Raw genomic sequence first — 26,412 nt, 5'->3', positions numbered from 1 at the left:
GCCTTTCGGTATGCCGCCAATGCATTGCAAAAAAGCAACCACTGGTTAGGTGATTATTTTAGAAGAATGAAAGCCAAAGGCGGAAACAAATATGCCATCGTGGCTACTGCAAGAAAGCTGGCCATCATCTATTACAAAATGGTGCGCTATCAACAACCCTTTCAGCCATTTAATAATGACGAGTATAAAAAGAAATGCCAGAGAGCAAAAATTGCCTACTTAGAACGAACTCTGGCTAAGTTAAAAGCGGAGGTCGCTTGAGTAGTTATATAGTAGAAATATAGCAATACTTCTACGAACGGCCTTACAGCCGCAATAAAGGACTGGTTAAAGTATCATTCCTATTATGCCAACCGTATTAACTGCCAGGGGCAGGAAAGCGCTTATCAAAGAAGCATTGCACCATTGCTGAATGTTATCTCTAATCAAAAGCTGGAAATGATATTATTTTTTATGGCGACAGGTTTCACGATGTGGCCCCATATAAAGGTAATGGTAAGTTTAGAGCAGATAGCTGGCGTAATACGGTAGTCCATACAGAAGATATTCCATTAAATCCTAACGACCCGAATTCAAAGATTGTAAAGGTTTTGCCAAACGAGGATTATAACTATCTAATCAATGCTATTCCCAATGGTGGAAAGATGATGGATAAGGCTTTTAATGACAATGCGGCAAACCTTCAAAGCCTTTTATATACTGACCCCACAAGCCCGTATTATGGCAGGTCTGGAAACTCCTGTTTTATTTCAAATCAATCATATAAAATAAAATAAGTAAGTAAGTAAGCCCGCAAATCCGAATATATATTGATAATCAGGCTTTATCCATTTATGAGATATTACAAACCGCGATGTTGAATCATGTAGGTGTGCCTGGAGGGGTTTACAATAAAAATGTTATCATCTTTGCTTTCAAACTAAAACACAGTGTTTTATGTCGGATAAAATAATAATACAAAAAGGCGCGATTTATACAAAAACAGAAGCGTGCAAGGCGTTGTGCATCCGCCCAAGCTTTATGAATATGCTGAGAAAAGAAGGCCGGCTTAAATCAATCATGCTGAATGGTAAAGTTCTGTTTACCGGCGAACAGCTAATCCAATTCATCAACGAAAACGTTTCATCAACAATAAGAAAATACACCAATGGCTAAAGAATATTTTACCGCTTACAGCCCGAAGGAAATTACAGATATGTTAGCAGAGGCTATCAGAAGCGATGAGGTGCGCGATATTATAGCTAAAAAACTGAAAAGAGCAATGGCCGAAGTTTATCTGAAACCATCAGAAGTGTGTCAGTTGTTCCAGCCTTCTATCAGTAGGCAGACGTTGAGCCGTTTGGTGAAGGATGGGCTAATCCCTAAAACTGTATTGGATGGGGCGGCATACTTCAAGCTCCGCGATGTAAAAAAAGCAGTTAAATTATACAAAAAAGCTCTGCGCTAACAGAGCTAAAAAAAATTCAAACCATGGCAAATGTAGCGATAAATACTGATACAAATAATGCTAATAATCTTAAACCCGTTCCGCTTTTTGAAGGCGAGACTTTTGAAGAAGGCGAATTGCCTATCAGATTATCGAACTTTGAACATTTACGGATTACAGCAGAAAAAGATTATCCAAACAATGAGCCTGTTATAACCTGGGATGGCTGCGGTATTGCCGCGCCGGGAAACTTAACCGCTATAAGCGCACAGGCAAAAGCTGGTAAAACAGCATTCTGTAGTATGCTTATGGCTGGGGCATTAAGTATAGATGGATGTGCAAGTTTGTTTGGAGGTATTGAGATCGCAGCCAATGTTGATACAAAGGCTGTATTAAACTTCGACACGGAACAGGCTGAAGCAGATCAGCAGCACAATGTAAAAACTGTTTTAAAGCGCTTGGAGCTTGCGAATACACCGGATCATTTTCTTTCGTACAATATCCGGCAATTATCAATAGTTGATTATAAACAAACAACAGATGCTATTTGCTCAGCATCAGCAACGCATTTTGGCGGCATCTATGCCATTTTTATAGATGGTGCAGCAGATTATATTAAAGATGTTAATTCCACCGAACAGGCAACTGAAATAAGGGAATATTTCACACACTTGGCAATCCGGTATCAATGCCCTGTGATACTTGTGATACACCAAAACCCAGGCAGTACAAAAGAACGCGGCCATTTAGGCAGCGAAATACAGCGTAAGTGTTACGGCATTATAAGCATTACAAAAGAAGATGAAATAAGTATTGCCAAAACTACATTCAGCAGAAAGGCCGGTGATTTACAGTCAATACATTTTAAATACTCCATTGAAAAGGGGTATCATGTTGAAGTTGATGCACCTGCAAGCAATCAGCAAAAAAACAAGTTGAAACAGATTGAAAGCTGTATGAACGAAGTTTTAGGGCCTTTGGAGGCTTGCACCTACATGGAACTTGTAAGAAAGATCATAGCAGCTACTGCATGCAGCGAACCAACCGCTAAAAGATATATTAATGTTTCATCCGCAAATAACTGGATAATTAAAGGGCAAGATGACAGATACAGGCTTCAATCGGTATCAGTATCAACCGGTATCAAACAGTATCAAACTTGAACCGGTATCACGGTATCACGCCCTTATATATATAAGGGCGTAATGATACCGATACTGATACCGATACCTACCCAAAATGATACTAAAAACACAAATGGAACACATAAAACGATGAATTGGTTAGAACAACATACGGCACTTTTTGACAATCATTCGGCAACACAAAGCAGGGTTGCAACGATTGATGGCATCCTGCGGTATGAATTTTGGCCAAGCCTGCCGCATGTTTTCTCGATGCGAAAGCTTGATGAAGGCAGCCCGGATTATGATAACCAAAAAAGGGGGCTGAAAGCAAAGCTGCAGGGATGGACGCCGGCAGGTCAATGCCAATCAAGAAAAAAGGATGATACAAGTCATATAAGAACAAATGTACTTCAGCTTGATTTTGACGAAGCGGCAATAAGTGAATATGATATTGAAGAACTCAAAAAGGCTGTGTTTGATTTGCCGTTTATAGGCTTCTGCGGCCTGTCATGCAGTGGTAAGGGTTTTTATGCACTGGCTTTAATTGAGGAGCCGGAAAGGCTTGCAGAATACGCACAGCACTGTTTTAATGTATTTGAACACATCTACGGTATAAAGCCGGACACAACCAAAGGCAGGAATGTTACTGATCTGCGTTATGTAAGTTATGATGCAAACATGCTGATAAGGGACGATCCCACGCCTTTAAAGATTAAAAAATTTTATAGCAAGCCTGTTGAATACAAACCGCAGCAGCAAGCAAATTATACAGGCAAAACAAACCGGTACGTTGCAAAATGCTTAGATGTTTTAGCTAATGTGCAGCCAGGCAGCAGGAACAGTACCGTGAACTCAATCGCTTATGCAGTCGGGCAGCGTTCAGGAACACAAGAGAATTTACAAACGATAAAAGATATTATTTATGGAAACACAGTCTTTGCTGATGGGATTGCAGAGTTCATCAGATGTGCAGAAAGAAGTTACAGGGAAGGCCAGCGAAAGCCAGCGTAATGAGCATGCAGAAGCATTAACGGCTTTTGATAAATGGTTTGCCCAGCACCCCGAAGGCGGTCTATTTGAATATCAGGGCCAGAAATTTAAAATAACAAGGAGAACAAATGAATATACTACCGCTTACTAAAACGGGTTATGGTAAGCCCGATTATTTCGCCATTGGCATAACGGTACAAAATATCATCGTCGCCCAGCTCGCTGTCTTCTGCAGGTACAGGTGTGCCAATATTCACATACATAACATCCGCTTTTTCATCATAGCGTATGTGAATATCATTTGCCTTGCTTTGCCGTACCGCCTTCAGGGCCTGTATCATTTCCGGTATTATAATTTCTGCCATAATATAGTGCGTTTAATCAGCTTTTCCACAATATGCAACCAGCGCTCATCTGTAAGCCTTATTGTTTTTCCGGAAATGCTTTTGCACTGGTTCACCAATCAAAAATATTCAAATTTATTACTTAATGCATAACGGTACAACATATAACAGCAGGCTTCCTCTTTGGAAACAAAGATTGCTGCAGGCCCGTGAAAAATATATGCTGGCAAATTATGCCGGCTGCAGGGATTTCGGCGTGCCGTTCCCGCCAAATTACACTGACCAGACCACAAATGGGTTAACACGTTGCATAACGGACTGGCTGAAGTTCAACGGCCATTACAGCAACCGGGTTAACTGCCAGGGGCAGGTCCGTTTGGAAACTATTCAATTGGCAAACGGTGGATCATATAAAAAAGCAAGCTGGACGCGCAGCACAACGAATAGAGGAACGGCCGACCTGCATTGTATCGTCAATGGCAAACCTGTTTCAATCGAAATAAAATGCAAGGCTACCCGGGACAGGCTGCGGCCTGAACAATTGAAGGAGAAACAGCGCATAGAAAGTGCAGGTGGCCTGTATATGGTAGCAGGCAATATGGAACAATTTACACAATGGTACGATGAGATATTATCAACACATAAGCAGGATTTACATAATGCGAAAAGCACTGAAAAACTTTAAGCGCAAGCAACGCCTAAAGCACTTTACCGAGGCCACGCTCTGTGTGGCCTGGTGTGTCAAGTTGTTGTTTGACAGTGGCAGGATAATAACGGCATCAACGGTTTACCTGCGTCTGCGGAAAGACGGCGCGCCGCTACGCCATCAGCACGTTGCAGAAGAATTGAGGATGCTGGAAGAAAACGGGTATCTGAAAACCTATATAGCCCGGCGGCGGGCATTTGAAAGCAGGTGCTATAAAATAGAGGGAGCGTTTTTGAACTTAATTATACAACTCAATAAACAATTAAAAAATGAGCGATTATGTAGTTAGCCAGGCTGAAACATGGACAGGTTTAGCCGGACACCTGAAAAAGAAACAACAGGCGCTTTATGCTAAGATTGACACTTTACAAAGCATAGAGGATATGCAGAAAACATTGGATGAATCTTATATTCTGGCGGGAATGATAGACGCTATTGAACAACAGGTTGACCTATGGAATCAGGAAAATGAATAATAGGTTATAGCATTGTAAATCAATAAGAACGGATTTAATACTAATAAAAAATATTAACTTTAAACAATAAAAATTAAACATTATGGCAGGAATAGACTTATCACAGGCGGGGTACATACTAAACCCCAATGCGCGCGCAGAGTACAGGGATGCGCTGAACACCTCTGTTGCCACCATGCGGCAGGATCGCTTAAAGAAGAAGGAGCAGGCTAAGCAGGATGAAGCGGATAAGTGGAAGGACTATTATGCTGATACAGATTTCAGCAAGTACCAGACGCCCAGCGAAAAAGCCAATGATGTGCTTAACCAGAGAATTGCCGATGTGAAGGCCGAAGCGCGGGAAAAAATTACCCAGATGCCGAGGGAGGAATTTAAGGCATGGATATATCAGCAGACAGAGCCTATCGGGCTGGTAGATAACGCCATACGGGCGCGCATAGAGCAACAGGAGGAAGCCCTGAAAATAATGCAGCAGGGCGATAAAGACGGCACATTTGATTACCTGAAGCTGCATGATGATGTAGGCAATAACGTGGTGAAAGACTTCTTTACCGAAAATGTGGACGGCACATACAGCATTAAGCCGCAATTTGCCTGGGGCAACAGCAGCATGGTTACCAATATGCTTAACCCGGATAATCCCGCAGCAGGGAACTATGTAAAAAGCTTTGACTTCCTAAACAATTGGCTGTATAATACCGTAGATGCGAAACACGGCGGGCAGAAGGTGCAGGGCACGATGCAGACAGACCGTGCGGGGCAAAAAATTTATAAGAAATATAGCGGATATATATCACCGTTTATGAAGGTGGCCGGAGATATAGACCCGCAGACAGGCTTTGTAAATGGCACGGGGGATATACCGCAGCTTGTGCCGGACGTTGAAAGCATACCGGGAACACCATTGATAACATTACCTGATGATAAGTTTGATAAGTACGTGGGCAGCAATGCAATGCGCCTGTTTGGCTTGCGGACATTGTGGGCAAGGCGGAGGCCGCAGGGAATAAAGCCGGATAGCGCCGAAGATAATCTGCTGTTCAGGGATTTTGTGGCGAGGTATATTGTAAGCAACGATAAAAGCCAGATAGCGCCGGAGGTAAAGGAAACAAATTCTGCCCCACTCACGAGAATACAATTGGGGCTACCTGCAATTGGTGGTTTAACAACGGGCGGCGCTTCCGGCACGAAAACGGGCGCTGCCCCGGAAATAAATGATGTGTACGGGGAGATAGAAACAAAAATGAAAAATGAAAGAAAAAGGGGTAATAACGGATTGCCTTTAATTAATCTTTCTGCAACAGCACAAAAAACTATGGTAGATACTGCCAATAAAATTGCAGAAAAAAATATAAATAACAATGGCACTGCCGTACCGTTTAGCAATGCTGATATTGCAATTTATGATGATGGCAACCAATTGTATTTAGCCAGGGCAGAAAACGGAAAATTTTTACTTGGAACAAACCATAAGCCTCAAATTATTGCACCGCTTACTTATACAGATGTAAATTCTGCCGTAAATACCAGCCAAAAGCAAAAGCAGGAAATAATAAAGAGGGGGAATAAGCCTGCAAACACACAACAGGACAGCGACGACGATTTTAATCAATACAAAAGAAAATAATTATGCCTGATGGTAAGAAATCATATAAGGTTGGTAATGATATTTATGATATTCCTGAAGAAAAAGCAGACAGCTTTTTAAAGAAATATCCAAATGCTGTTCAGGTGCAATCTTATACTGTTGATAAAGACACATTCGATATACCTGTGCAAAAAGTTGAATCTTTTCTTAAAGCTTATCCTTCTGCAAAGCCATTAGGCTTTGACAGCAAAGAGGTACAGCAGCAACCAGCACTTAGCTCGGAAAATGCTAAGATGCAGGATTTTCTTAACAAGAAGTATAAACCTGCTGAAAAAGTAAACTATACCGGCACAGGTGGTAAGCCAATGCAGATAGATACTTACGGAGAGCCGAAGGAAACAACAACGGAACAGGCTGCATCAAAACAAGTGCCTGATGCATTTAAAACAGCCATACAACCTAAACAGAAAGCTGTAACAGATAACAACACTTCTTTTCAGCCTGCGCAGACAGCAAAGGCTATGCAGGCAAAAGAAACCGCTTTTGAGTTAGACCAGAAACGGGAACTGGATAAAGTGCAGGCTATTAAAAACAGCACGAAATTATACTTTGATAAGACTGGTGATATAAGCAATATAAAAGATGCGGTTGAAGCCGGTAAGCCTAAAGATATTTCTTTAAAAAACTTTGAGCAAAAGCCGGAAGAATACAGCCTTGAAGCATTTAACCGTATGCCTGCGGTGCAAAAGAAGCAGGCAGAATTATGGAATGGGATAAAAGATGGCAAATACAGCGTTTATACGGATAATGCAGGCAACCCTAAAGTGCAGTATAACATGGATGGCTGGGAGAATTTTAAAGCCGGGTTGCAGCATGAAGGTAAGGTAGCGGCAGAATTGGATAAGCTGGATGATATGGATGAGCAGGGAAAGATTAACTATTTAAACAACCTTCTGAAAGCCGATAATGAATACCTGCCGGTTCGGCCTGATGAAATGAGCAATGCTTATTCGTTGGCCTCTACTGTTCCAATGATGGCAAAGGGTGCGGCAGGCACACTGGCAGGCATAGGTGTGGGTGCATTAACAAGAAGCCCGCAATTAGGTATGTGGGCGGGTGGTACAATAGCTGGTATTGCAACTGTGCCGGGTATGGGAAGGGATGCAAAGTATGCTTCGCTTATTCAACACTACAAAGAAGCAAAAGAACAGGAGCATACAGATGAAGAAGCGTTTACAATGGCTGACAAAGCAAGCGATGCGGATAAATATAATGCATGGCTGCAAGGCACGGCACTTACTGCGGCTGGTATGCTTACCGGCGGTGAAGCCATGCAGGCAAAAAGTTTTTTGGGCAAGGTGGGCAATTTCGTAAAAGCCCAGCCTAAATCAATAGCAGAGGTAAGCGGGTTAAGCGCAATGGGCAGCCTGTTTACAGACGCTTATAAAAGCCATTTGGGATATGATGTAGGCGACCCTCTGCAGAACGCCGCCAATGCAGCTTACGAACAGGTGTTGCCAACCATTGCTATGAATACAGCAATGGGTATAGGCATGGGTGGTGGCGCGGCTGCGGGTAAATGGCTGAAATCGCAGGCAAAAGGGTATTTGGCAAACAACCTTTCTACAGAAGCTTTAACAAAGAAAGTGAATGCGGAAGTTGCAGCAGGGGCATTAAGCAGTGAACAGGGGCAGAAAGCATTAAAAGATTATGCCGATTATAAAAGCGCATGGGATAATATTCCTGATGGTTTTGATAATGACACAAAGGCTTCACTGGCCGGATTAATACAAAAGAAGAAAGATATACAGGCAGCGCAGGCAGAAAAGGTGGCTGCGGCCGATGATAATTTTAAGGCAGATGTGAAGGAGAGTTTTCAGAAACAAATTGATGATATAGATAGCAAGATTGCCAGAATAAAAGATGGGGAGGACTGGCAGAAGGTAGATACAGACGAGCTTACCGGCGACCCCGTTAGCGAAATAAATAACGACATTCTAAGCAAAGAAGAAGTAAAGAAACTGAAAGATAGAAAATTGGAACTTGAAGAAATGTTGGCTGGTGATGCTCAATCCAAGCTTGATACTGGCGAGGGTACTTTAAATGATAGGCACGAGGTTTTAAGAGAGTTAGATGATGTAAATAAAAAATTAGCAAAAGCAACTGAAACAGGCGATACAGGCAATGGACGTATCGCCGCAAATGAAGAAGGCGCGGCAAAAGAAAGCGCTGGAAAAGATGTACCGCAGCCAACAGAAGATGAAAAAATAAAAGCCCGTAATAAATGGCTTAGGAATAATCCTGAAAAGGCAGATGAACTGTTTGAAAAAGCCAATGGCGATGATGAACATTTCTTTGGCCTTGTGGATGATGAAATAGCCAAAGGCGGTACAAGTGAAGCTGAACAACAGCGCATAGACAAACAGGAAAAGATTAACAGCCTGCTTGACAGGATAACAGCCCATAATGGCAAAGCAAGAAACTATAAAGGCCGGGCGCAGGAAGTGAATGAAATAAAGCTTGCCGCTAATGAGCTTGGGTTGAAGTATGATGACAGCTATGGAAAGCTATTTAATGAAAGCGGCAACCCTGTACAGAAAAAAAGCACTGTAACCAACAGGACAGAAGCGGAATTTGATACTGATGCCTATAGCGACAAAACACATGATACTGTAAGCCGTTTAACAGATGAACCAGACCTTGCAAGCGGGTTGACTATTGTTGGAGAGGATGGCAAAAATATGAGCCAGCAGCAAAAAGAAGCTGCTTTGAATGATATAAAGGAAGGTAAGCAAACTAAAGGCGCTAAAGCCATTTATGATGCGATGGAAGGTATGGTGAATGATGATATGGTGCATTGGCGCAACCCGGAGACTGGTGAAAGGCAGGGGATAAAGTTTGATGATTATTTTGGCGATGGAGATGTGAAAGCCGATGTGCCGGAAGAAGAATATGAAGAAGCGCCATTTGTTAAAAAGGCTTCGGGTAAAAAAGGCGTAACAGAGCAGGACAAAAGAACCGGCGAAAGCGAAAATAAATTTGGAAAAGAGCCTCTGAAAGACGTATATTCGGAGATAGCAAACAATGGTATTAATAAAACTGTTTTACAAAAAATAGCAGCACATGCAGAAAGAATCATTACAGGAAAATCAAGATACAAACGCTTCAGCGAAAGAGAGCAGGAAGGGCTTAAACGGGGAGGAAAACACCTCACAGAAGCCGCACTTATCGCTGGAAGAAGTGATAATAGATACAAGGAAATATCGGGGCAAAAACTGGAAGCCACACCCGGACATCCTGAAAAAGTACGGGTATTACGAAGGGAATTAACCAGTGATGAACTATCGGAACGGCAGGAAGCCGATGTAAGAAAGTATGCCGTTAAAAACAAGATATGGCATGCCAATACAGAAAAATATTTAGAAAGTAAATATGGACATCCATTTGATAGCGGCAAAGAAAGCAAAGTTTGGTATGACCCTGACAGGGGCGTAGTTATAAAATCTTTCGATACTTATCAGCAATTCCCCACCCTTGAACATGCGCTTGATGCCATTACGCTGCATAATACAGAATTTCCCGAAACCACATTAAAGGTTATAGGCTACGGCAAAAATGAAGATGGTAATTTCTCAATTATCACTGAACAGCGTTATATTAAAAAACATCCGGATGGCGGCGTTCCAACCGAAGCGGAGATAAATGAATTTGCCGCAAAGCGCGGGTACAAGCCTAACCCGGACAGGCTTGGCTTTGACTACACTAAAGATGATACTAACCTGCACGACCTGCATGACGGCAATGTAATTAAAGGTGAAGATGGTAAGCTGTATGCCATAGACACCACAATGGCTTTAAAAAACAGGAAAGGCAGCGAAAATGAAATTGAGCATAATACAGGATTGCAGGAGCAGGACAAACGGGGTTTGGCGCAGCAGGCATCATCCGAAACAACCCTGAAGAAATTTACCAATGCTGCCGAAACGGTAATTAAAAAACTGTACCCCAAAGCAAAGGTGGAAACCTATAACACCGAAGCGGAATACATAAAAGCAGGCGGCAGCGAAGGCGAGCGCGGCAAAGCGATAATGAACAAAAATGGCGAACACCGGCTTATGCTGAACCTTGAAGCCATTAAAGCCGACAAAAGCCCGCGCACGGCTATACACGAAGCCCTGCACCCCATTGTTTATGATAAATATGGCGTAGCCACCGAAAAGCTGAACAGTGTTTGGAATGACCTTGTAAAGCAAACCAAAGGCATGGATGGCATGGATGCCGTGTGGCGGCATGTAGCTTTATATGATGAAAGCAAACATGCGCCGGAGGGCATTACCGAATTTCTTACACAGGTGGCGCAGGGAAATATTGATGTAAGCAAATTGCCATCTGAAAGAAGGAGCGCCATTATACGCACTATAAACAAATTGCTGGATGCTTTAGGCATTAAAATACATATAGGTAACCCTAACGATTTAAAGAAGTTTGCCGAAGATATAAAGGCGGCATTTGAAACAGGCGATGCAGAAGGCCTGAAAGGGCATGTGGAGAACAAAGGGCTGGATAAATATTTTAAGGAACAGGATAAGGTGGGCGAAGCGGATGTGTTTGATGACAATGAACTATTGCGCGACAGTAAAGGAAAGGTAATTGGCATAAAGCCGGAAGCGGCAGAAGCTATACAAAAGGAACATGAACAGATTATAAGCGATGCCAAAGCTAATGGTACATACATGAAAGCTCCTAACGGCAAGCCAACAAGGCTTAATGAAAGGCAATGGGCTACCGTGCGGACAAAAAGGTTTAAGAAGTGGTTTGGCGATTGGGAATTGATGCAGAAAGAAACAACCGTTCACAAGGCTGATAAACCAAAGGCGCAAGGATTAAAAGAACACGCCAATGAAATAGCGGACAACGTAGATAAAGCAGGCAATGTTGTAAAGAACGATGATACCGGCAAGAGCGTATATATAAGCAGGGGTGCAATAAGAAAGTCATTATCAGAGAGTGCAAATAAAACGCCTAAGTTGTTGCCTATTGAGATTGCGGCGGTAGCGAAAATAAGGGAGTTGATGAAAACGGCTATTCTTGCCGAGAGTTATCCTGACACAAAGAATGTAAAAGAAATACAATCTATGCACCGCTTGTATTCTGCAATTGAATATGAGGGCAAAACATATAGGGTAAAACTTACCGTAAAAGAGTATAAAGAAAACCAGAAAGGCGAGAAAGGAAAAGATTTAGGCAAGGATTTGTATTATACTTCTGAAGTGTCGGCTGTGGAGGTGCTTGGCTCCTATCCGGTCGAAGCCGGGGGGACGGGTGATGGTAGCCGAACAAACTCACGCACCCAACAGCCAAGCACCATTTCCGCTACAAATTTACTACAAAATGCTGTAAAAAACAATGGAGAAAAGTTTAATACCGATTATTCCAAAGTAGTTGATGAAAACGGGGAGCCGCTGGCGGTATATCACGGAACAGATGCAAACTTTAATGAGTTTGATAAAAATGCAGGCAGGAAATGGGCTGGCAAGGTGGGTTTTTGGTTTACTGATAAGCCGGACATAGCAGAAACATTTGGAAATAGCATAATGCCTTCTTTTGTATCTATTAAAAACCCCAAAGAAATATCGCTGGAACAGTTTAATAAATGGAGGGACAACTATCATAATAACCCTGAATTTTGGCAAAACAAAAGGGATGAATGGATAAAAGACGGCCATGACGGGCTGATAGTTAAAGGCAGGGAAGAAACGCTTGCAGGGCGTACAATGCCTGCAAATGATTTACAGGCTGCCTTTGAGCCGGAACAGATAAAATCTGCCACGGCCAATAAAGGCACATACAGCAAAAAAACGGGCATTGTTGATTATGACCTGCGCCCTGAAGATCGAGAACTTCGTGATTTCATAGACGATGTAAAAAAGGTTTTGCCGGGAGTTACAGCTAAAGAAATAAAAGAAGTGCTGCCGGATGAATACCAGCACCTCACAGAAAAAGAGATTGAACGCATACTTCGCAGCAATGCACGTAATGAAAGCACCTTCAACAAATGGGTGAACTACGCCAAAGGGCGGTTCATTTCCTCACAGGGTAAGCTATCAAAAGAAGATTTTGCAAAGAGCTTTGCCGAACGTTTTAAAATGGATGAAACAGACCCGGCCATTGAAGAAATCTATAATGAAGGCTTGAAAGCCTACGAAGCAGAAGGAACAAGAGACCTGAACCAGTTAGTTAGCAATCCTGTTGCAGATGAAGAAAGCGGCATTAAAGGCAAAAAGTATGTTGGCATTTTGCCTGCTGTTAAAGACTACTTTACCGGCAATCTTAACCAGTTAGGCCAGCTATCACCGGAAGCTAAACAGGCGGCTGTAAAATTCGCTTCATCTGCTTCACAGGCTTCAATGGTTATACGCAAAGCCGTTAATGCCATTGCAGGCAAGTACGGTGCAAAAACATGGATAGAATTGCGCCAGGCTGTTGTACAAAGCCGTTTGGATGGTATAAGAAAACGCTGGCAGGAATTGGCTGCTGCGGTTGATAACACCTCAGATATTAATTTGATTGAAGGAGTAAAAGGCAATGTGGGAGAGTTGCTTGATAATATTGAAGCCAGATCACCGCTTGAAAATTTAAGGCAGGATGCAACAGCATTAATCAATAACAATGATTTTGACCAGCTTAAACAATTACTGAAAGAAAGTTTTGAATATGCTGCAGATCATGTTGCCAATGTTGATTTTTCAAAAGGCCGGAGCTATGATGAAATAGTTAACGACAGCAATTTTAAAGATGCGCTTGACTTGTATAAATCACTTATTGAAAAGCCGGTAAGAGATAACCATGCAAGTAATGAAGGTATATTTTCAGATGCTTTGGGAGAACTTGATACTTACTTCCCGTTGATTCCGATGGACGTTAAAGGAAATCTTCTTTCGCCATCATCACCACAGCTCAAAAAGCCCATAAACCTTGCAAATAAATTCGCTACCGGCCTTTCAAACGCTTATGATATATCTGTATCAAAATTGAATGAGCAGCTAACCAAAGCCTTTAAAAACAACAATAAGGCTGCTATGGTAAAAGCTTTGGAAGATGCAGGCTTAATTAAAACATTAAACCCGTTTGATACAGGCGCAAACCATCTTTCCATAAATGGCGAAGTATATAAGGCAAGGATAATCTCTATTGGTGAAAACACAATAAAAATAACAGATGGAAAGAAAACGGTTGTGCCGCCGCAGAAAGTAATTATTCCTGATTGGCTGCATAAAGAACTGAAACCATTGCTGGAAAATACGGCCAACGATAAAACGATGTTTGGCAAAGTGATGGATTGGATAACCTCGTTTGCTTTAGGCGGCATATTTGAGCCGGCCATTCATACTGCAAACCTTGTTGGCGGCGTTGTTAATGGTACTCCATTCCCCGGCACTTCACTGGCAAGCAAGACAATTGGTAATATACCAGTAACGAAGGTTTTTACTTCGATTTTCAATATCATTAATGAAGATGTTACCAGCCCAAAAGCTGTTGAGCATATTCAGGATATGGCTAACGTTGGCCTTATAAGCAACCGCACCAGGCATGTAACCTGGAACGCAGAAACTGCGGAAGCAACCGGCGCAAAGAAAGTGCTGCCTGTCAATCTTTCACCTTTTCTGTATGGCAGGAAGGGTATAGACCTAAAGGCACGTGTATTGATGGACAGGATTGCACTTAAAGTAAACCCCAAAGCCACGCCGGAAGAAAGAAGGCGGTTCGTAAACCAGTTGGGCAACTATGTATTTAATCTTGAAGGGCAGTTGGGGAGGACAGTGAAAGCCAATGGCATAAGCCCTTTCTTTACCGCAGCCTCAACCTTTTTAAAGAATGGTGTAAAGGGATGGTTAGGCATTACGCCATTGCCTACAAAAAGTTTATCGTTAAAGGATAAGATGATTTACAGGAGCGCCCAATTATTTTCAGCCGGTGCGGTTGGTTTAACTGCTACCTGGGCAGTGGCCTATAAAGCGAATACCGGCAATTATCCCTGGGATGATAAAGAATCAAGGTTTTTAATGATACCGCTTAATGATGATGAATTGAATTATATTGACAAACATCCTTTCCTGCAAAAGATATTCTATAAGAATGGCAAGCCGCAGGATGTTAATATGGGTTTCTTCAACCGCACACTCGACAGGGGCGCAAGGGGATTAGGATTAAGCGCTGCCTATAATACCATACAATCAGATGGCAATGCCGGGCAGGTAGCAGAAGCTATGTATAAAGACCAGTTGAATAGCTTTTTGTCGCCGCTTATTACTTCGCCTTCCATACACGCCATTTCAACGATAGCCACCGGCCACACGCCTTACATTATTGGATTGAGGGATTATATGACTGGTGAACCGGCCATTGAGTTTGCCCGCGATGTAAAGACAATGGACAACGGCTTTAAACAGATGGGCGCCAATTTTGCGCAAGGCGTAATAGACGTTAACCCGCTGGTAGGCATGATTGCTGACGAGACGGGCTTTGATTTCAAACCTAAATGGAGCAGTGAAGATGAAGATTCATTTAACTACATGCGTATGATAATGAATTTAACCATGCCGAATATTGTGAAGCCTCATATAGATAACGACCGGCAGGCCTATAAACTGATGCAGCAGCAAATGAAGATTGAGCAGGCGGCAGCAAAGGAAAAGTAAAAATTTTTTTATAATTGATAATCAATAACATAAGTATTTTTTGAGGAAAATTAGCTTGTACTTTTCAGTTTGCTTTCTATATTTGCCTTGCATTACTCAAAGAGTAAAGGCAGTGGTAGCCCACATTACCGTATTTGTGGAATGCACTCATCGAAGTGCATTTTTTATTTTTACCTGTTCCTGAAGGCATTATAGCGTTTACGATGCTTTGGTTTTTCAAAGTCATCAATGCAGAAAGCTGTTATTACCATCAAGTCGGGCAAGACAGATTTCAACACTACCATAAAATTTTGTTCTTCAAACCAATAGTGTTGTTTTGCCACCCCCTTTTCATCAGCATATTCATAATATTTTATTCTTCCGGAATTATGATTGAGCAAGACTTCTTTTACCCAATGTATGCGATTTGCTCTTTGATGGTCAAATTCCCTTTCGCCTTTGTACTTACTTTCTCTTGTAATAAGATGTACAAATGTCTCGGGTTTTCCTCTGAAATCTCTATGCCATGAAGGTTTTGTACTTACTGTTACGTTAGCTCCCTTTATTTTAAATGGATTAAGCACAAAATCATTCATAAAACAATCTAACATTTTCTGCAACTGCTCGGCTGTTGGGCCGCTAAATCCCAAATCGTCAAATAATATCTCTAAATCATCTAAAAGCATTACAAGGGTTGTTTTGGTTGATGGTCAAAAATGTTGAATTTGTTTTCCCACGGCTCTGTGCCTTCGTTCAACAGATAACCTGATTTTTCTTCAATATATTTTACTAACTCCACTTTAGCTTTGTTGGCGCCATTTTCTTTTTCTAACCCTCTCGCCTTAAAAGTGATTGCACCAATAAAAAGATCAGTTAATTGTAATAGTACATTTTCATCGGAATGAATGTGCTGAAAGAATATGAATGGTGAATTGCCATTGTATTTGTTGTGCAGTACTTCCTCTATTTTACGCAGACGTTCTTTGCCCCGTGTGTCTTTTATATCCAAATACACTTTATATTGGTTTACGGGTGGATTGGTTGCCGACTTGAGAAGGAAATAAATGAGCTTATAATAAAAATTATCGTGGTCGCCTTGATTGAATTGCTCATGATTGAGTTTGTCTTTATATTTTACCAATATGCAACGAAAATCTATTTCGGCTGAAAAGAAATAATCCACTAATGCTTTGTACAAAGGCAGGCGTGAAAGCGAAAGTGTGTTCCACTTTATTTCTGCCGGATTTTTGTAGCGTAACTTTATCTGTTTTATCTGGTGCTTTATGGTCCGGTACTGCTCTGTATTTATTTTGGTATAGCCGATGCACATGACAGGCATTTTATCATGTTCTAAATGGCAACTTTCATCTATAAAAAGACTGTACATTTTTATTGTTTTATTCTTATTATCATGTAATTAAACAGCAATTTTAGCAATTAAAGCCAAATGGAAAAGCTCATTATACCGATAATGTCGTTTGTACTAAAATAGATAATAAAAAAGCCCGGCGAATTACCGGGCATTGAATTAAATTATAAATACCTAAAGAGAGAGCATATTATATTCTGCTATTCTAAAAATACTTCTTTTTGGTTTTTCTTAATTCAACCGGCTTAAACCATTTGCCGGTTCTCATGATTTCTTCTGCGTATGCTTTAAGATTGACGCTCCGACGTGCCTGCTTTACAGGAGGCTTTTGACCTTCTGCAAGCAGGTCGTCTATCGCGTTTCGGACACGTAGGAGCGTCGCTCTTTGTTCTTCTGTCATAATAATTTTTTTACAGAGGTACAAAATAAATCAGGTTTCATAATTTATGCTTTTGCTTAGCTTCTGCCACTTCACTTTTATAGCGGTCAAGTATGGCATTAATTGTATATTCTTTTTCGTAATTTTCAATGCGGTACTTATGTATTTCCGCTTCAGGAACGTCCCTGCCGATAAGCTCAAAAAAATTAATTAAAGAAAGAATATACTGTGAAGGCTGCTTTTTATTTAATGGCTCAAACATTTGCTTATTTTATTTGTATAAATCTCAATGCTTCTTTGAACTTCCTTATCGGTTGGTAAATAATCCAGTCGTTCTAAATCTAAAAGCGAAACCGTATCATCTGTATCAACCCCTTTGAAAAAATTGATCAAATCCCCTATCATTAATGAAGCGTTTTCCTGGTGATGATCTGGCAATAAATTAACAATATTGGGTTTGCCTAAAAGAATTAAAATGCTTTGAAGCAAATCTTCGTATTCAAGCATTTTAGCTCCCCAGTCCTGCATGTATGGGCTATCAGTCAAAAGAAGATTGTGGAATCCTTCAAATAAGTGGCTTGCTAATATTCCGCTTTCTAAAGGGTGTTGAGCGTATGGATTTTTGTGAATAAGTGGTACAGCCTGCTTTATAATATTTATGCAGAGTTGCTTGTTTTCATCAGATGCTATTGTGCATGTTTTTGTTGACATAATTAAAAATTTTAAGTTGTTTAAATTAAATGTGAAGTCTGTTTATTTTGAATAGATTGGCGCATTAAATAAAGTAATCGCTGAATTGCGTCAGGCTTTGGCGCTTTTTTGTGTTTAGATTTTTTCTTTTTTGATTTCATAGTATATGTTTTATGGTTTTGTTATTCTTCTTTTGATAAAAAATCTTGAACAGTGAGGGATAAAAAATCAAAGTCGGCTTCGTATGCGGCGTGTGTATGGTATAGTTCAAGCCACTTGTATAAAAGGTATTTGTGAATTTCTTTATCGCCGGATAGTTCTTCAAAAAACACCATAAGGTTATACAATACTGTCCCTGCATTCATGCAATCTAATTGAGATGAAATTTTAGGATTTGTTAGTAAGCAAGTGATAGACCGCAGCGCTGAACGAATGCCTTCAAAATCATTTTCAGGGCTTACAAAACGTTGACTTGTTAATGATAGAAACGCGCCTGCTAAATCGTTTTTTGCCTGGGTATTTACACATGGTTTCATTTTTTCGGCTAAAGATTTAATCTGATCTTCCCTGAGATTAAATAATTTTTCATTTTGTGTTGTCATAATTGTTTTTTTTAAATTAATAAATGAGATTAGAATGCAATGTTACAAAAGTAACAAACACAGAGTTACATTTGTAACAAATATTTTTTATTTTTGTTTTATGACTATAGAAAATGCTCTTAAACAGCTAATAGAATCGGAAGAATTTAAGGCGGCAGCTAAACTGACGCCCAACTCTAAGCTTCGTATTTACTTAGGTCGGCATAGAAAAGGAACGCTCGGGGATTGTGGCGCCATCGAATTGCTAAAGCAGTTTGGATATACGATTGAAGCGAACAAGGTTAAAAAGAAATAATACGTGGATACTTAAACTATTTTATCCAGGAAAATAAAACACTTTAATTAAGTGGCTTACGCAGTGGTTCTGTTTCTTATGTGACATGCCTCTGCAATGCAAAAATACTAATGCTCCCTGTAATCCAATATAATAGAAAGAATAGATGCAGCTAAAGCTAACAAAGAGGAAGCCTGCTGATAAAGCTGCCTGAAACAACTTTCAACACTAAAATAATCCGGCCACTGTGTCCATTGGTATAAACATTTTACCACTGCCGGGAAGCAATATAAAGCCATATTTTTTGTAGAAACTTACGGCAGCTTCATCTATAGGATCAGTAATCACAGCCATAGAGCCGATACTGTTAACGGAAATATCATAGCTTCTCTTTAATGCATCTATAAGCAGCAATTCACCTAATCCTTGTTTTTTATAGCGGTTGTCAACTGCGAGGCGGCCCAATAAGGTCGCCGGTAAATCCATATAAGAAGGCGGTAGCTTTTTAATAATGTTCTCCGGAAGCAAATCCCTTGCAACGGAAGCGCCGGATAAAGTGTAATAACCTTTCACCGTTATTTCATCCTTATCGGCAAGCACAAAGCAGGCAGACAACTTTCTTTTTACATCCTGCTTTGCCTGTTTATGCAAATAGTCATCAAGAAGCTGTTTGCCGCAAAGAAAACCGGCTTTATTGTGCGAAGTATTTAAGGCAACCGTTATGTAGTTCATTTGTTTTGTAAGGCTGCTTTAAAACGTGAGGACGCTTTTTTAAGCGCATTATTCGGCTTAGGCGGGTTCATAATTGTATCAAAGAATATTTCCTGGTCTTTTTTTGATGTAAGAAAACTATTGTGGCTTTTCACAATTATACTGGCCTGTTGCCGGGCTGAAAAAACAATGAACTCGGTGAGGTTCCTGAAACCTCCCAAACGGGCAGCATATTCAAAGTATTCCTTTTGCTCTTTAGGTAACCTGGTATCAAAACGGGCCTTTTCCTTCTCAACTATTTTCATGTGCTTTATTTTTGCGATGATTTCAAATGTACGGGTATTATCCGTACTGCAATAGTTAACTTTTAAAATCCTGGTACTTCAAGACCGGGATCTTAATTATTTACTTTCCTGTAACTGGGTAAATTAGAAAAAGATAAAAATTAAACCGTGCAATTATTCAGGGGCGAATAGCGTTTATTAGCACAAAAGCTAAAAAAGTTGTGTTTTTGTTCCCTATTTGTACCTCACGGCGGTTATTTTATTTGCAAATGATTGATTATAAATCTGTTACTAAGATTGGTTATTTATTGCGGAAGCAAGTGATTTTTATATGCCTGCTTGTGGTAACCATAACTTCAAATGCCCAGAGGGATATTAAGCGCCCCGATCATGATAACCTGCCTTATTATTTCGGGCTCACTTTCGGCTACGCTAATATGGGGCTTCACACCGAAAAAGATCCGCGTTTCCTGCAATATGACAGTGTGCTTTCTGTAGATCCGGGCACAAGCGGAGGCTTCTCAGCAGGTTTGCTTGCCACCTTAAAACTAAACAACCGGTTTGAGCTTAGAATTGCGCCGCAGCTGGCCGTGGGCGGCGCCAGAACATTTACCTATTCCATCAAATATCCCAATACGCTGGAGCAAACAGTGGCTAAGAAAACACTTACCTCCACTTTGTTCACCTTCCCCTTGCAGGTAAAGTTTAATTCTGACCGCATTGATAATTTTCGTGTATATATGATAGGCGGGCTTACGTACGATGCAGACCTTGCCAGCAATTCAAACGAGCGTAATGCAGAAGACCTCATTAAACTAAAAAAAAATGATTACGCAGTTGAAGCCGGCGTGGGCTTCAACTTCTTTTTAAATTTTGTAACCATATCGCCTGAAATAAAGATACATAACGGCCTTACCAATATTCATGACCGCGACCCGGACCTTAAATATTCCAATGTGCTGGGAAAGCTCAGTTCCCGCATGATACTTTTTTCAGTCAATATAGAACCTTAACTGGCAGTATTTTTTTAGCTTGTGCAGCCCGGTTTGTCTTTTGGTTTTTTAAGCCCGATAAACGGCTGCATATATGCAGGCACTATCTGCCGCTTCTTTAATTGCCTTGCTACAGGCTTTTGATATTCCACATAATATATCTTCAGCAAAATAAAAAAATAGGAGATAAGCAGGGGCCCAAAAATAAGGCCCAGTATGCCAAAATACTGCAGGCCCAGTATTACACCCAGCACCGTGATGATGGGATGCACATCTGCCATTTTTTTAGCCAGTATAAAGCGGATTACATTATCAAGCAGGCCCATTATAATGGCGCCGTATAAAAGCATAAAAATACCCTGCCAGTAATGGCCTATTATAAACATATACACGGCAATGGGGGCCCATGCAATGCCGGTGCCTACCACAGGTATGAAAGAAGTAAAGGCGGTTATAACACCCCAGAAACCAGGTTCGCTCATGCCGGTGATCCAGTAACCTAAAAAGCCTGCAAGGCCCTGCGCCACCGCAATGGCAGGCACACCAATGGCGTTGCTGAATGTTTGATGCACCAGTTCATTGCCGAATAATTGTATTTTGTCTTTTTTAAAAGGCAGGTACAATATTATAGCGGCCTCAAGCCGGTTAGTGTTTACGATCATGAAATACAAAAAGAAATACATCATTAATATGGTAGAAACAAATCCCAGGCTTTTATTGAGCAAAACAGATAAAAGCTCCGAAGCTTTTGCCCTGATGGTTGCCAGTGTATCGTTTGAAATCAGGCTGATGTGGTATTTTTGATGTATAATGCTGTCGGCCTGTTTAATGGAACCGGTAATTATATCAGGGTTTGCCAACACGGCACTAATCTTGTTATAAAGCAAACTGATAAGCGTAGCTACAGGTAAAAGAATAACGAAGAAAGATATAATGATGATGAGTATAGCAGTCAGGCCTTTATTCCATCCTTTCTTTTTTACAAGCCAGGTGGCAAATGGCTGGCTCAGAATGTAGAAAGTAATGGCCCCCAGGAATGCGGGGAAGAACTGCCTCAAACTGGCAAACAGGAAAAAGGCAAAAATTAAAATAATGGCAAGAAAAATATACCTGTTAACTTGCTTGCTTAAAGAATTCTCCATACAATGAAAATAAAGTTTTTTAAGATTCCAATAATCAAATATTCATTCAATTAAATTTACAGTTATGACTACAGGACAAAAAATTTTAGGTGGCATCATACTTGGCGTAGCCGCCGGTGTTGCTATAGCTTTGTTTATTAACAGCGACAAGGGGAAAGAATTGCTGGCCGATGTGAGCGATGCTGCAGACGAAGCGGGCGGTAAGCTTAAAAATAAATATTCCGAATACGAAGACCAGGTTAAAGATTTTATTAAGAAAGGAAAATCTTTTTTAAAAGATATAGAAGGCAAAGCAAAAGATTTTGCGGATTAAGTTTACGTAGCTGCCATCAATTAAAATAATTGCAATGAAGGAAGAATCGAATTACTTTCAGGAAACTAAACAAAAAATAAATCAGTATATACAGCAACGGGTTTTATTACTGAGGTTGCAGGCGGCGGATAAGGCTTCGCGTGTGGCATCAACAGTAATTACTATGATTATTATTGCTATATTATTATTGTTTATGCTGATTTTTGCCAGCATCACTGCTGGGTATTGGCTTACAGATTTAACAGGCAGCTTAACAAAGGGCTTTGGTATTGTTGCATTGTTTTACCTGATTATATTTCTGTTTGTAATCTTCTTTTTGAGAAAAACGCTACGCAATTTCTTTGTTGACAGATTTATAAAACTTATCTATAAAAAAGATTAACATGGCTTCTAAAATTGTTGTGGCAAATGGCACTTACGATCTTTCTGAAATTAATACCACTAAAGAGTTGCGGGAAGAAATAGCGCTTTTACAGGCGAGTATAAAAAAAAATGAAGAAGAACTTGAGGCACGCCTGCGCCGGCTGCCACATCATGCTGTAAAATCCGCAGCGGATAACCTGTTGCCTTCTTTTATTAATAAAATGATCGCAAACGGCACCTGGAAGTTATTGCTCAGCAGCGTTACCTTGTTTGCCAATCCTTTTTCAAAAGGGTTTAGCTTTAAAAAAAATATTGTAGGCTCTGCAAAAAAGCTGGGCCTTATGGCTTTGGTAAAAGGCGCTTACAGCTATTTCTCAAACAGGAAAAGCGATGCTGCCAAAATACCTTCATCAACCGCCGGCATCAAAAGAACACCGGTTATTACTTCGCTCAAAACCAAAATTAAATTGCCTAAGAAAGCGTAGTGTCTTCAGCATCCAGCCTTTGCACTTCGTAAATGCCCTTTAAATGCTTTAAACGGTTTACCAGTTCATCCAGCTCCTCCTTATCATGCACAAAAATTTTGATTGTTCCTTCAAACATGCCATCGCCCGATTCAATGGTAAGCGCTGAAATATTAATGCGCAGCTCGCCGCTTACAATATTGGTTATTTTATTAATAACGCCCACATCGTCAATGCCAAGGATCTTTAAGCCGGTTAAGAATGAAATTTCTTTGTTCTTAGCCCATTTGGTTTTTACTATGCGTGGCCCGTAATTGGCCATCAGCCTTGCCGCATTGGGGCAGTTGGTCCGGTGAATGATCAATCCCTTTCCCGTGCTTACAAAACCAAACACATCATCGCCCGGAATAGGCGAGCAGCATTTGGCAAGCGAATATTTTATCCTGTCGCTGCTCTCGCCAAAAATGATCAGTTCCGAATCTTTCTTGGGAGCCGGCCTTGCCTCTGGTTCAGGAATTTTTACTTCTGTAATTGTTTTCTGCGGCCTGCTCAATTCAAGTTTGCCGCCATTAACGGTAAATTCCTTTAGCTCTTTAAGATCGTTTTGTTTAATGGCTATATTGTAAAACAGGTCGAGCTGCGAAGGGAGCTTGTAAAAGCTTACCAACTCATCAATATTCTGCTGGCTAAATGTAGTGCCTTTGTTTTCCAGCTTGCGCTGCAATATTTGTTTACCATCTTCCGCTATCTTTCGCTTTTCTTCCTTGAGCGAATCCTTAATTTTTGTTCTTGCCTTGGCGGTAACTACAAATTTCAGCCAGTCTTCGGTGGGTTTTTGTTTATTGCTGGTAATAATTTCCACCTGGTCGCCGCTGTGAAGTTTATGGCTGATGGGCACCAGCTTATGGTTTAGCTTGGCGCCAATACACCGGCTGCCTACAGCGGAGTGAATGGCAAAAGCAAAATCGAGCGCCGTACTGTTTACCGGCAGCATCTTTACATCCCCCTTGGGCGTGAACACATAAATTTCTTCGGCGAGGAAACTGGTTTTAAAATCCTGCAAAAAGTCAACGCTGTCTGTATCCTGGTTGCTGATCATTTCCCGTATCTGTGCAAACCATTTGTCAAAACGGTCTTCTTCGCTGCTGCCTTCTTTGTATTTATAATGTGCTGCCAATCCTTTTTCCGCTATCTCATTCATGCGGTTGGTGCGTATCTGCACTTCCACCCATTTACCCTGCGGCCCCATAACCGTTGTGTGCAGGGCTTCATAACCGTTGCTTTTAGGATTGCTTATCCAGTCGCGCAGGCGTTCGGGCGAAGGCATGTATTCATCGGTTATCATCGAATATACTTTCCAGCATTCTTCCTTTTCTTTTTCGGGTGATGAATACACGATGATGCGTATGGCAAACAGGTCATATACTTCATCAAAATCCACCCCTTTCTTTTTCATTTTATTCCAGATGGAATGAATGCTTTTGGGCCTGCCATAGATATCAAAATTGAAACCTGCTCTTTTAAGTTTTTCTTTTAATGGTTTGATAAATTCATTGATGTAGCGGCTGCGTTCCCTTTTTGTTTCAGAAAGTTTTTGCGCTATTTCCCGGTAGGCTTCCGGCTCCAGGTATTTCATGGAGAGATCTTCCAGCTCTGTTTTAATATTGTAGAGGCCCATCCTGTGTGCAAGCGGGGCATATACCCAAATAGTTTCGCTGGCTATCTTCAGTTGTTTTTCATGCTTCATATAATCCAGCGTGCGCATGTTATGCAGGCGGTCGGCAAGCTTTATGAGTATTACACGCGGGTCGTTTGTGAGCGTGAGCAGTATCTTTTTAAAATTCTCCGCCTGCTGGCTGGTGTTGGTATCCATTACATTGGATATCTTGGTAAGCCCGTCAACAATGCGGGCTATTTCAGGCCCAAATTCTTTTTCAATGTCTTCCAGCGTAACGTCAGTATCTTCCACGGTATCGTGCAGCAGCGCGCAAATGGTAGAGCGCACGCCAAGGCCTATTTCTTCCACGCAGATCATGGCCACAGCAATAGGATGCAGTATGTATGGCTCACCACTTTTTCGGCGCATGGTTTTATGGGCATCGGCGGCTATTTCAAAGGCACGGCGCACCATTTCCTTATCGCCTTTCTTAAGCTTGCCGCGCAATGTTTTTAATAAAGCACGATAATGTCTTAGAATTAATTTTTTTTCCTGCTCTTCTGTAAGATTGTACTTAGGTAGCTTCACCTCCTGTACGGTTGCCTGCACTTCGTTCATACACTACGAATTTACTAAAAAATACGGCGAAAGAAAAGTTTAATGCTGTGGTAATTGCTGCAAAATGTAAAATTAAAATTGAACAGAACAACGGGTTATTTTAATAGCCCTGCCGGACTGCGACAGCGGTCTTACCGGAGAATACAGGATTATGAATACTATCCTGTATTAACTATTGTTAAGTTAACTAAGAGGCGCCAGTGATGAATCGGGTACTATCTTTACGGGAGATGGTGGGGAAATGGTAGTGTGAACTGAGGGCGTTTTTTATTTCTTTTTATTTATTGCAGCGCGTACTTTTTTCACAAAGCTAACCGGCACTTCGGCAATATCTGCCACCTCCTCATCGGTAATCCCTAATTTAATGAGTAAGCTTTCTATAACGTCCCAACTCTTTTTTTCAATACCTTCTTTCCTGCCTTTTTCAATATACATGTCTAATGTGTTCATAACTGTTTCTTTTATTGGTTCCGGCAACGAATTTAATATTTTTTTTCTTCCAGCTTTCCCCTGCTGTACAAATAAATGATAAAGCCTTTTTGCAGCCCTTTCGGGCCTTTTGATGCCAGTATCAGCAATTGCACCGCATTACGCCCCAACCATTCCTTTTCAAAACCATGCTTTAATGCGAGAAGCGAAGCCACTAAAAATTTATTTTTCAGCATTTTCACTTCTGCATCGCTTAAAGCGCCTAAGTTATTATACACGTATTCAAAGTTTGGCACATACTGTTTCCACGCGTCCTCCATATCTTCAAAAAGGCCTGCTAAAGTGCGGTATTGCCATTTGCCTTTGCCATGGTAAAGCAGCAAAGGGATAACAAGCGACAGCTGCTCTTTGTATGGGCGTGTACTTGTCGGGATAGTTTTTATGCTCTATCAGCAGGCTTAATTTTACAGCGTTATTCCTGCCCTTTCTATTGCAGGAATAAACAATATCGGACATGGTTTTCTTCAGCTCTTCCGACAAATAAGTATCCGGCAACTGCGTTATAGTAAACACAGGATGAATTTGTGCATTGGCTATTTGCACCTGCTTTATAGGATTGTAAGATTATCTCCCATTCCTGCACGTCATTCCCGCGAAGGCGGGAATCTCATAATCATGCTGTATAAGCAAGGATGACTTTATAAAATGTATCATTAGCGTTGCGTTATAAATCGAACATATTCAATTGATTAGATTTTTGTTCTTTGAAATATTGTAATTGAGTCTGCTG

29 protein-coding genes are annotated in these 26,412 nt (G+C 41.0%); 15 read left to right on the top strand and 14 right to left on the bottom strand.

What is annotated here, in order from left to right:
• The 6 genes from QM629_RS13140 to QM629_RS13115 all read left to right on the top strand — a co-directional run.
• The coding region (locus QM629_RS13140; protein ID WP_415160338.1) for a hypothetical protein at positions 1-261 on the top strand (261 nt) is incomplete at its 5' end.
• A gap of 212 nt (positions 262-473) precedes the next feature.
• A complete protein-coding gene (locus tag QM629_RS13135; RefSeq protein WP_415160337.1) occupies positions 474-776 on the top strand; it encodes a hypothetical protein in 303 nt (100 codons plus the stop codon).
• Between the two features lie 160 nt (positions 777-936).
• Positions 937-1,155 carry a hypothetical protein gene (locus QM629_RS13130; RefSeq protein WP_415160336.1) on the top strand — a complete coding sequence of 73 codons (219 nt, stop codon included), beginning with the start codon at positions 937-939 and terminating at the stop codon, positions 1,153-1,155.
• Entirely contained in the window at positions 1,148-1,447 is a 300-nt protein-coding gene (locus QM629_RS13125; RefSeq protein WP_415160335.1) for a hypothetical protein, read from the top strand. Before QM629_RS13130 ends, QM629_RS13125 begins: the two co-directional genes overlap by 8 nt.
• 23 nt (positions 1,448-1,470) lie before the next feature.
• Positions 1,471-2,589, top strand: coding sequence for an AAA family ATPase (locus QM629_RS13120; RefSeq protein WP_415160334.1), 1,119 nt, complete (start codon positions 1,471-1,473; stop codon positions 2,587-2,589).
• Positions 2,590-2,700: 111 nt separating this feature from the next.
• Positions 2,701-3,564 carry a BT4734/BF3469 family protein gene (locus QM629_RS13115; protein ID WP_415160333.1) on the top strand — a complete coding sequence of 288 codons (864 nt, stop codon included), beginning with the start codon at positions 2,701-2,703 and terminating at the stop codon, positions 3,562-3,564.
• Positions 3,565-3,680: 116 nt separating this feature from the next.
• Here QM629_RS13115 and QM629_RS13110 read toward each other — a convergent pair whose 3' ends face one another.
• Positions 3,681-3,908, bottom strand: a complete 228-nt coding sequence (locus QM629_RS13110; RefSeq protein ID WP_415160332.1) for a DUF2283 domain-containing protein — start codon at positions 3,906-3,908, stop codon at positions 3,681-3,683.
• Positions 3,909-4,032: 124 nt separating this feature from the next.
• Between QM629_RS13110 and QM629_RS13105 the strand changes: the two genes are divergently transcribed.
• From QM629_RS13105 to QM629_RS13090, 4 genes are all read left to right on the top strand, one after another.
• Positions 4,033-4,572, top strand: a complete 540-nt coding sequence (locus QM629_RS13105) for a hypothetical protein (protein ID WP_415160331.1) — start codon at positions 4,033-4,035, stop codon at positions 4,570-4,572.
• A 290-nt stretch (positions 4,573-4,862) separates the two neighbouring features.
• Positions 4,863-5,069 (top strand): hypothetical protein, encoded by a 207-nt coding sequence (locus QM629_RS13100; RefSeq protein ID WP_415160330.1) that lies wholly within the window; start codon positions 4,863-4,865, stop codon positions 5,067-5,069.
• Between the two features lie 82 nt (positions 5,070-5,151).
• Positions 5,152-6,696: a hypothetical protein gene (locus QM629_RS13095; protein WP_415160329.1), complete on the top strand. Its 1,545-nt coding sequence runs from the start codon at positions 5,152-5,154 to the stop codon at positions 6,694-6,696.
• Positions 6,697-6,698: 2 nt separating this feature from the next.
• The gene (locus tag QM629_RS13090) at positions 6,699-15,356 is read left to right on the top strand and encodes a hypothetical protein (protein WP_415160328.1); all 8,658 of its coding nucleotides are present in this window, start codon (positions 6,699-6,701) and stop codon (positions 15,354-15,356) included.
• Between the two features lie 170 nt (positions 15,357-15,526).
• On the opposite strand, the gene QM629_RS13085 is transcribed toward QM629_RS13090, so the two are convergent.
• The 6 genes from QM629_RS13085 to QM629_RS13060 form a co-directional block, all read right to left on the bottom strand.
• Positions 15,527-16,021 carry a hypothetical protein gene (locus tag QM629_RS13085; RefSeq protein WP_415160327.1) on the bottom strand — a complete coding sequence of 165 codons (495 nt, stop codon included), beginning with the start codon at positions 16,019-16,021 and terminating at the stop codon, positions 15,527-15,529.
• Complete coding sequence (locus QM629_RS13080) at positions 16,021-16,722, bottom strand: DUF3800 domain-containing protein (RefSeq protein ID WP_415160326.1); 702 nt, start codon at positions 16,720-16,722, stop codon at positions 16,021-16,023. Before QM629_RS13080 ends, QM629_RS13085 begins: the two co-directional genes overlap by 1 nt.
• 187 nt (positions 16,723-16,909) lie before the next feature.
• Positions 16,910-17,104, bottom strand: coding sequence for a hypothetical protein (locus tag QM629_RS13075; protein ID WP_415160325.1), 195 nt, complete (start codon positions 17,102-17,104; stop codon positions 16,910-16,912).
• A gap of 37 nt (positions 17,105-17,141) precedes the next feature.
• Complete coding sequence (locus QM629_RS13070) at positions 17,142-17,345, bottom strand: hypothetical protein (protein WP_415160324.1); 204 nt, start codon at positions 17,343-17,345, stop codon at positions 17,142-17,144.
• Positions 17,330-17,794 (bottom strand): hypothetical protein, encoded by a 465-nt coding sequence (locus tag QM629_RS13065; RefSeq protein WP_415160323.1) that lies wholly within the window; start codon positions 17,792-17,794, stop codon positions 17,330-17,332. The genes QM629_RS13070 and QM629_RS13065 overlap by 16 nt, the downstream gene beginning before the upstream one ends.
• A gap of 161 nt (positions 17,795-17,955) precedes the next feature.
• On the bottom strand, positions 17,956-18,375 hold the full coding sequence (locus QM629_RS13060; protein ID WP_415160322.1) for a hypothetical protein: 420 nt from the start codon (positions 18,373-18,375) through the stop codon (positions 17,956-17,958).
• A gap of 100 nt (positions 18,376-18,475) precedes the next feature.
• Here QM629_RS13060 and QM629_RS13055 point away from each other — a divergent pair, with 100 nt between their 5' ends.
• Entirely contained in the window at positions 18,476-18,670 is a 195-nt protein-coding gene (locus QM629_RS13055) for a hypothetical protein (protein ID WP_415160321.1), read from the top strand.
• 207 nt (positions 18,671-18,877) lie between these two features.
• On the opposite strand, the gene QM629_RS13050 is transcribed toward QM629_RS13055, so the two are convergent.
• The gene (locus QM629_RS13050; protein ID WP_415160320.1) at positions 18,878-19,381 is read right to left on the bottom strand and encodes a GNAT family N-acetyltransferase; all 504 of its coding nucleotides are present in this window, start codon (positions 19,379-19,381) and stop codon (positions 18,878-18,880) included.
• Positions 19,378-19,665 carry a DUF1778 domain-containing protein gene (locus QM629_RS13045; RefSeq protein WP_415160319.1) on the bottom strand — a complete coding sequence of 96 codons (288 nt, stop codon included), beginning with the start codon at positions 19,663-19,665 and terminating at the stop codon, positions 19,378-19,380. Before QM629_RS13045 ends, QM629_RS13050 begins: the two co-directional genes overlap by 4 nt.
• A gap of 248 nt (positions 19,666-19,913) precedes the next feature.
• Here QM629_RS13045 and QM629_RS13040 point away from each other — a divergent pair, with 248 nt between their 5' ends.
• Entirely contained in the window at positions 19,914-20,657 is a 744-nt protein-coding gene (locus tag QM629_RS13040) for a porin family protein (protein WP_415160318.1), read from the top strand.
• A gap of 14 nt (positions 20,658-20,671) precedes the next feature.
• On the opposite strand, the gene QM629_RS13035 is transcribed toward QM629_RS13040, so the two are convergent.
• Entirely contained in the window at positions 20,672-21,778 is a 1,107-nt protein-coding gene (locus tag QM629_RS13035) for an AI-2E family transporter (RefSeq protein WP_415160317.1), read from the bottom strand.
• A 64-nt stretch (positions 21,779-21,842) separates the two neighbouring features.
• Between QM629_RS13035 and QM629_RS13030 the strand changes: the two genes are divergently transcribed.
• From QM629_RS13030 to QM629_RS13020, 3 genes are read left to right on the top strand one after another with little or no spacing between them, the layout of a single operon-like run.
• Entirely contained in the window at positions 21,843-22,091 is a 249-nt protein-coding gene (locus tag QM629_RS13030) for a YtxH domain-containing protein (protein WP_415160316.1), read from the top strand.
• A 34-nt stretch (positions 22,092-22,125) separates the two neighbouring features.
• Positions 22,126-22,473 carry a phage holin family protein gene (locus tag QM629_RS13025; RefSeq protein WP_415160315.1) on the top strand — a complete coding sequence of 116 codons (348 nt, stop codon included), beginning with the start codon at positions 22,126-22,128 and terminating at the stop codon, positions 22,471-22,473.
• A 1-nt stretch (position 22,474) separates the two neighbouring features.
• Positions 22,475-22,939 (top strand): hypothetical protein, encoded by a 465-nt coding sequence (locus QM629_RS13020; protein ID WP_415160314.1) that lies wholly within the window; start codon positions 22,475-22,477, stop codon positions 22,937-22,939.
• Here QM629_RS13020 and QM629_RS13015 read toward each other — a convergent pair.
• The 4 genes from QM629_RS13015 to QM629_RS13000 form a co-directional block, all read right to left on the bottom strand.
• Positions 22,926-25,193 (bottom strand): RelA/SpoT family protein, encoded by a 2,268-nt coding sequence (locus QM629_RS13015; RefSeq protein ID WP_415160313.1) that lies wholly within the window; start codon positions 25,191-25,193, stop codon positions 22,926-22,928. The genes QM629_RS13020 and QM629_RS13015 overlap by 14 nt on opposite strands.
• A gap of 267 nt (positions 25,194-25,460) precedes the next feature.
• The gene (locus tag QM629_RS13010) at positions 25,461-25,643 is read right to left on the bottom strand and encodes a hypothetical protein (protein ID WP_415160312.1); all 183 of its coding nucleotides are present in this window, start codon (positions 25,641-25,643) and stop codon (positions 25,461-25,463) included.
• Positions 25,644-25,675: 32 nt separating this feature from the next.
• Entirely contained in the window at positions 25,676-26,005 is a 330-nt protein-coding gene (locus QM629_RS13005) for an Rpn family recombination-promoting nuclease/putative transposase (protein ID WP_415160311.1), read from the bottom strand.
• The gene (locus QM629_RS13000; protein ID WP_415160310.1) at positions 25,947-26,195 is read right to left on the bottom strand and encodes an Rpn family recombination-promoting nuclease/putative transposase; all 249 of its coding nucleotides are present in this window, start codon (positions 26,193-26,195) and stop codon (positions 25,947-25,949) included. Before QM629_RS13000 ends, QM629_RS13005 begins: the two co-directional genes overlap by 59 nt.
• Positions 26,196-26,412 lie beyond the last annotated feature (217 nt).

The organism is Parafilimonas sp. (assembly GCF_047606085.1).
Taxonomy (GTDB): domain Bacteria; phylum Bacteroidota; class Bacteroidia; order Chitinophagales; family Chitinophagaceae; genus Parafilimonas.
The sequence above is the reverse complement of the archived record's forward strand: the minus strand, read 5'-3'. Positions and strand labels throughout refer to the sequence as shown.

Bases quoted from the DNA above. Each gene is read 5' to 3' on its own strand.
- QM629_RS13130 (WP_415160336.1), top strand. From the start codon at position 937: ATGTCGGATAAAATAATAATACAAAAAGGCGCGATTTATACAAAAACA.
- QM629_RS13125 (WP_415160335.1), top strand. From the start codon at position 1,148: ATGGCTAAAGAATATTTTACCGCTTACAGCCCGAAGGAAATTACAGAT.
- QM629_RS13120 (WP_415160334.1), top strand. From the start codon at position 1,471: ATGGCAAATGTAGCGATAAATACTGATACAAATAATGCTAATAATCTT.
- QM629_RS13115 (WP_415160333.1), top strand. From the start codon at position 2,701: ATGAATTGGTTAGAACAACATACGGCACTTTTTGACAATCATTCGGCA.
- QM629_RS13110 (WP_415160332.1), bottom strand. From the start codon at position 3,908: ATGGCAGAAATTATAATACCGGAAATGATACAGGCCCTGAAGGCGGTA.
- QM629_RS13105 (WP_415160331.1), top strand. From the start codon at position 4,033: ATGCATAACGGTACAACATATAACAGCAGGCTTCCTCTTTGGAAACAA.
- QM629_RS13100 (WP_415160330.1), top strand. From the start codon at position 4,863: ATGAGCGATTATGTAGTTAGCCAGGCTGAAACATGGACAGGTTTAGCC.
- QM629_RS13095 (WP_415160329.1), top strand. From the start codon at position 5,152: ATGGCAGGAATAGACTTATCACAGGCGGGGTACATACTAAACCCCAAT.
- QM629_RS13090 (WP_415160328.1), top strand. From the start codon at position 6,699: ATGCCTGATGGTAAGAAATCATATAAGGTTGGTAATGATATTTATGAT.
- QM629_RS13085 (WP_415160327.1), bottom strand. From the start codon at position 16,021: ATGCTTTTAGATGATTTAGAGATATTATTTGACGATTTGGGATTTAGC.
- QM629_RS13080 (WP_415160326.1), bottom strand. From the start codon at position 16,722: ATGTACAGTCTTTTTATAGATGAAAGTTGCCATTTAGAACATGATAAA.
- QM629_RS13075 (WP_415160325.1), bottom strand. From the start codon at position 17,104: ATGACAGAAGAACAAAGAGCGACGCTCCTACGTGTCCGAAACGCGATA.
- QM629_RS13070 (WP_415160324.1), bottom strand. From the start codon at position 17,345: ATGTTTGAGCCATTAAATAAAAAGCAGCCTTCACAGTATATTCTTTCT.
- QM629_RS13065 (WP_415160323.1), bottom strand. From the start codon at position 17,794: ATGTCAACAAAAACATGCACAATAGCATCTGATGAAAACAAGCAACTC.
- QM629_RS13060 (WP_415160322.1), bottom strand. From the start codon at position 18,375: ATGACAACACAAAATGAAAAATTATTTAATCTCAGGGAAGATCAGATT.
- QM629_RS13055 (WP_415160321.1), top strand. From the start codon at position 18,476: ATGACTATAGAAAATGCTCTTAAACAGCTAATAGAATCGGAAGAATTT.
- QM629_RS13050 (WP_415160320.1), bottom strand. From the start codon at position 19,381: ATGAACTACATAACGGTTGCCTTAAATACTTCGCACAATAAAGCCGGT.
- QM629_RS13045 (WP_415160319.1), bottom strand. From the start codon at position 19,665: ATGAAAATAGTTGAGAAGGAAAAGGCCCGTTTTGATACCAGGTTACCT.
- QM629_RS13040 (WP_415160318.1), top strand. From the start codon at position 19,914: ATGATTGATTATAAATCTGTTACTAAGATTGGTTATTTATTGCGGAAG.
- QM629_RS13035 (WP_415160317.1), bottom strand. From the start codon at position 21,778: ATGGAGAATTCTTTAAGCAAGCAAGTTAACAGGTATATTTTTCTTGCC.
- QM629_RS13030 (WP_415160316.1), top strand. From the start codon at position 21,843: ATGACTACAGGACAAAAAATTTTAGGTGGCATCATACTTGGCGTAGCC.
- QM629_RS13025 (WP_415160315.1), top strand. From the start codon at position 22,126: ATGAAGGAAGAATCGAATTACTTTCAGGAAACTAAACAAAAAATAAAT.
- QM629_RS13020 (WP_415160314.1), top strand. From the start codon at position 22,475: ATGGCTTCTAAAATTGTTGTGGCAAATGGCACTTACGATCTTTCTGAA.
- QM629_RS13015 (WP_415160313.1), bottom strand. From the start codon at position 25,193: ATGAACGAAGTGCAGGCAACCGTACAGGAGGTGAAGCTACCTAAGTAC.
- QM629_RS13010 (WP_415160312.1), bottom strand. From the start codon at position 25,643: ATGAACACATTAGACATGTATATTGAAAAAGGCAGGAAAGAAGGTATT.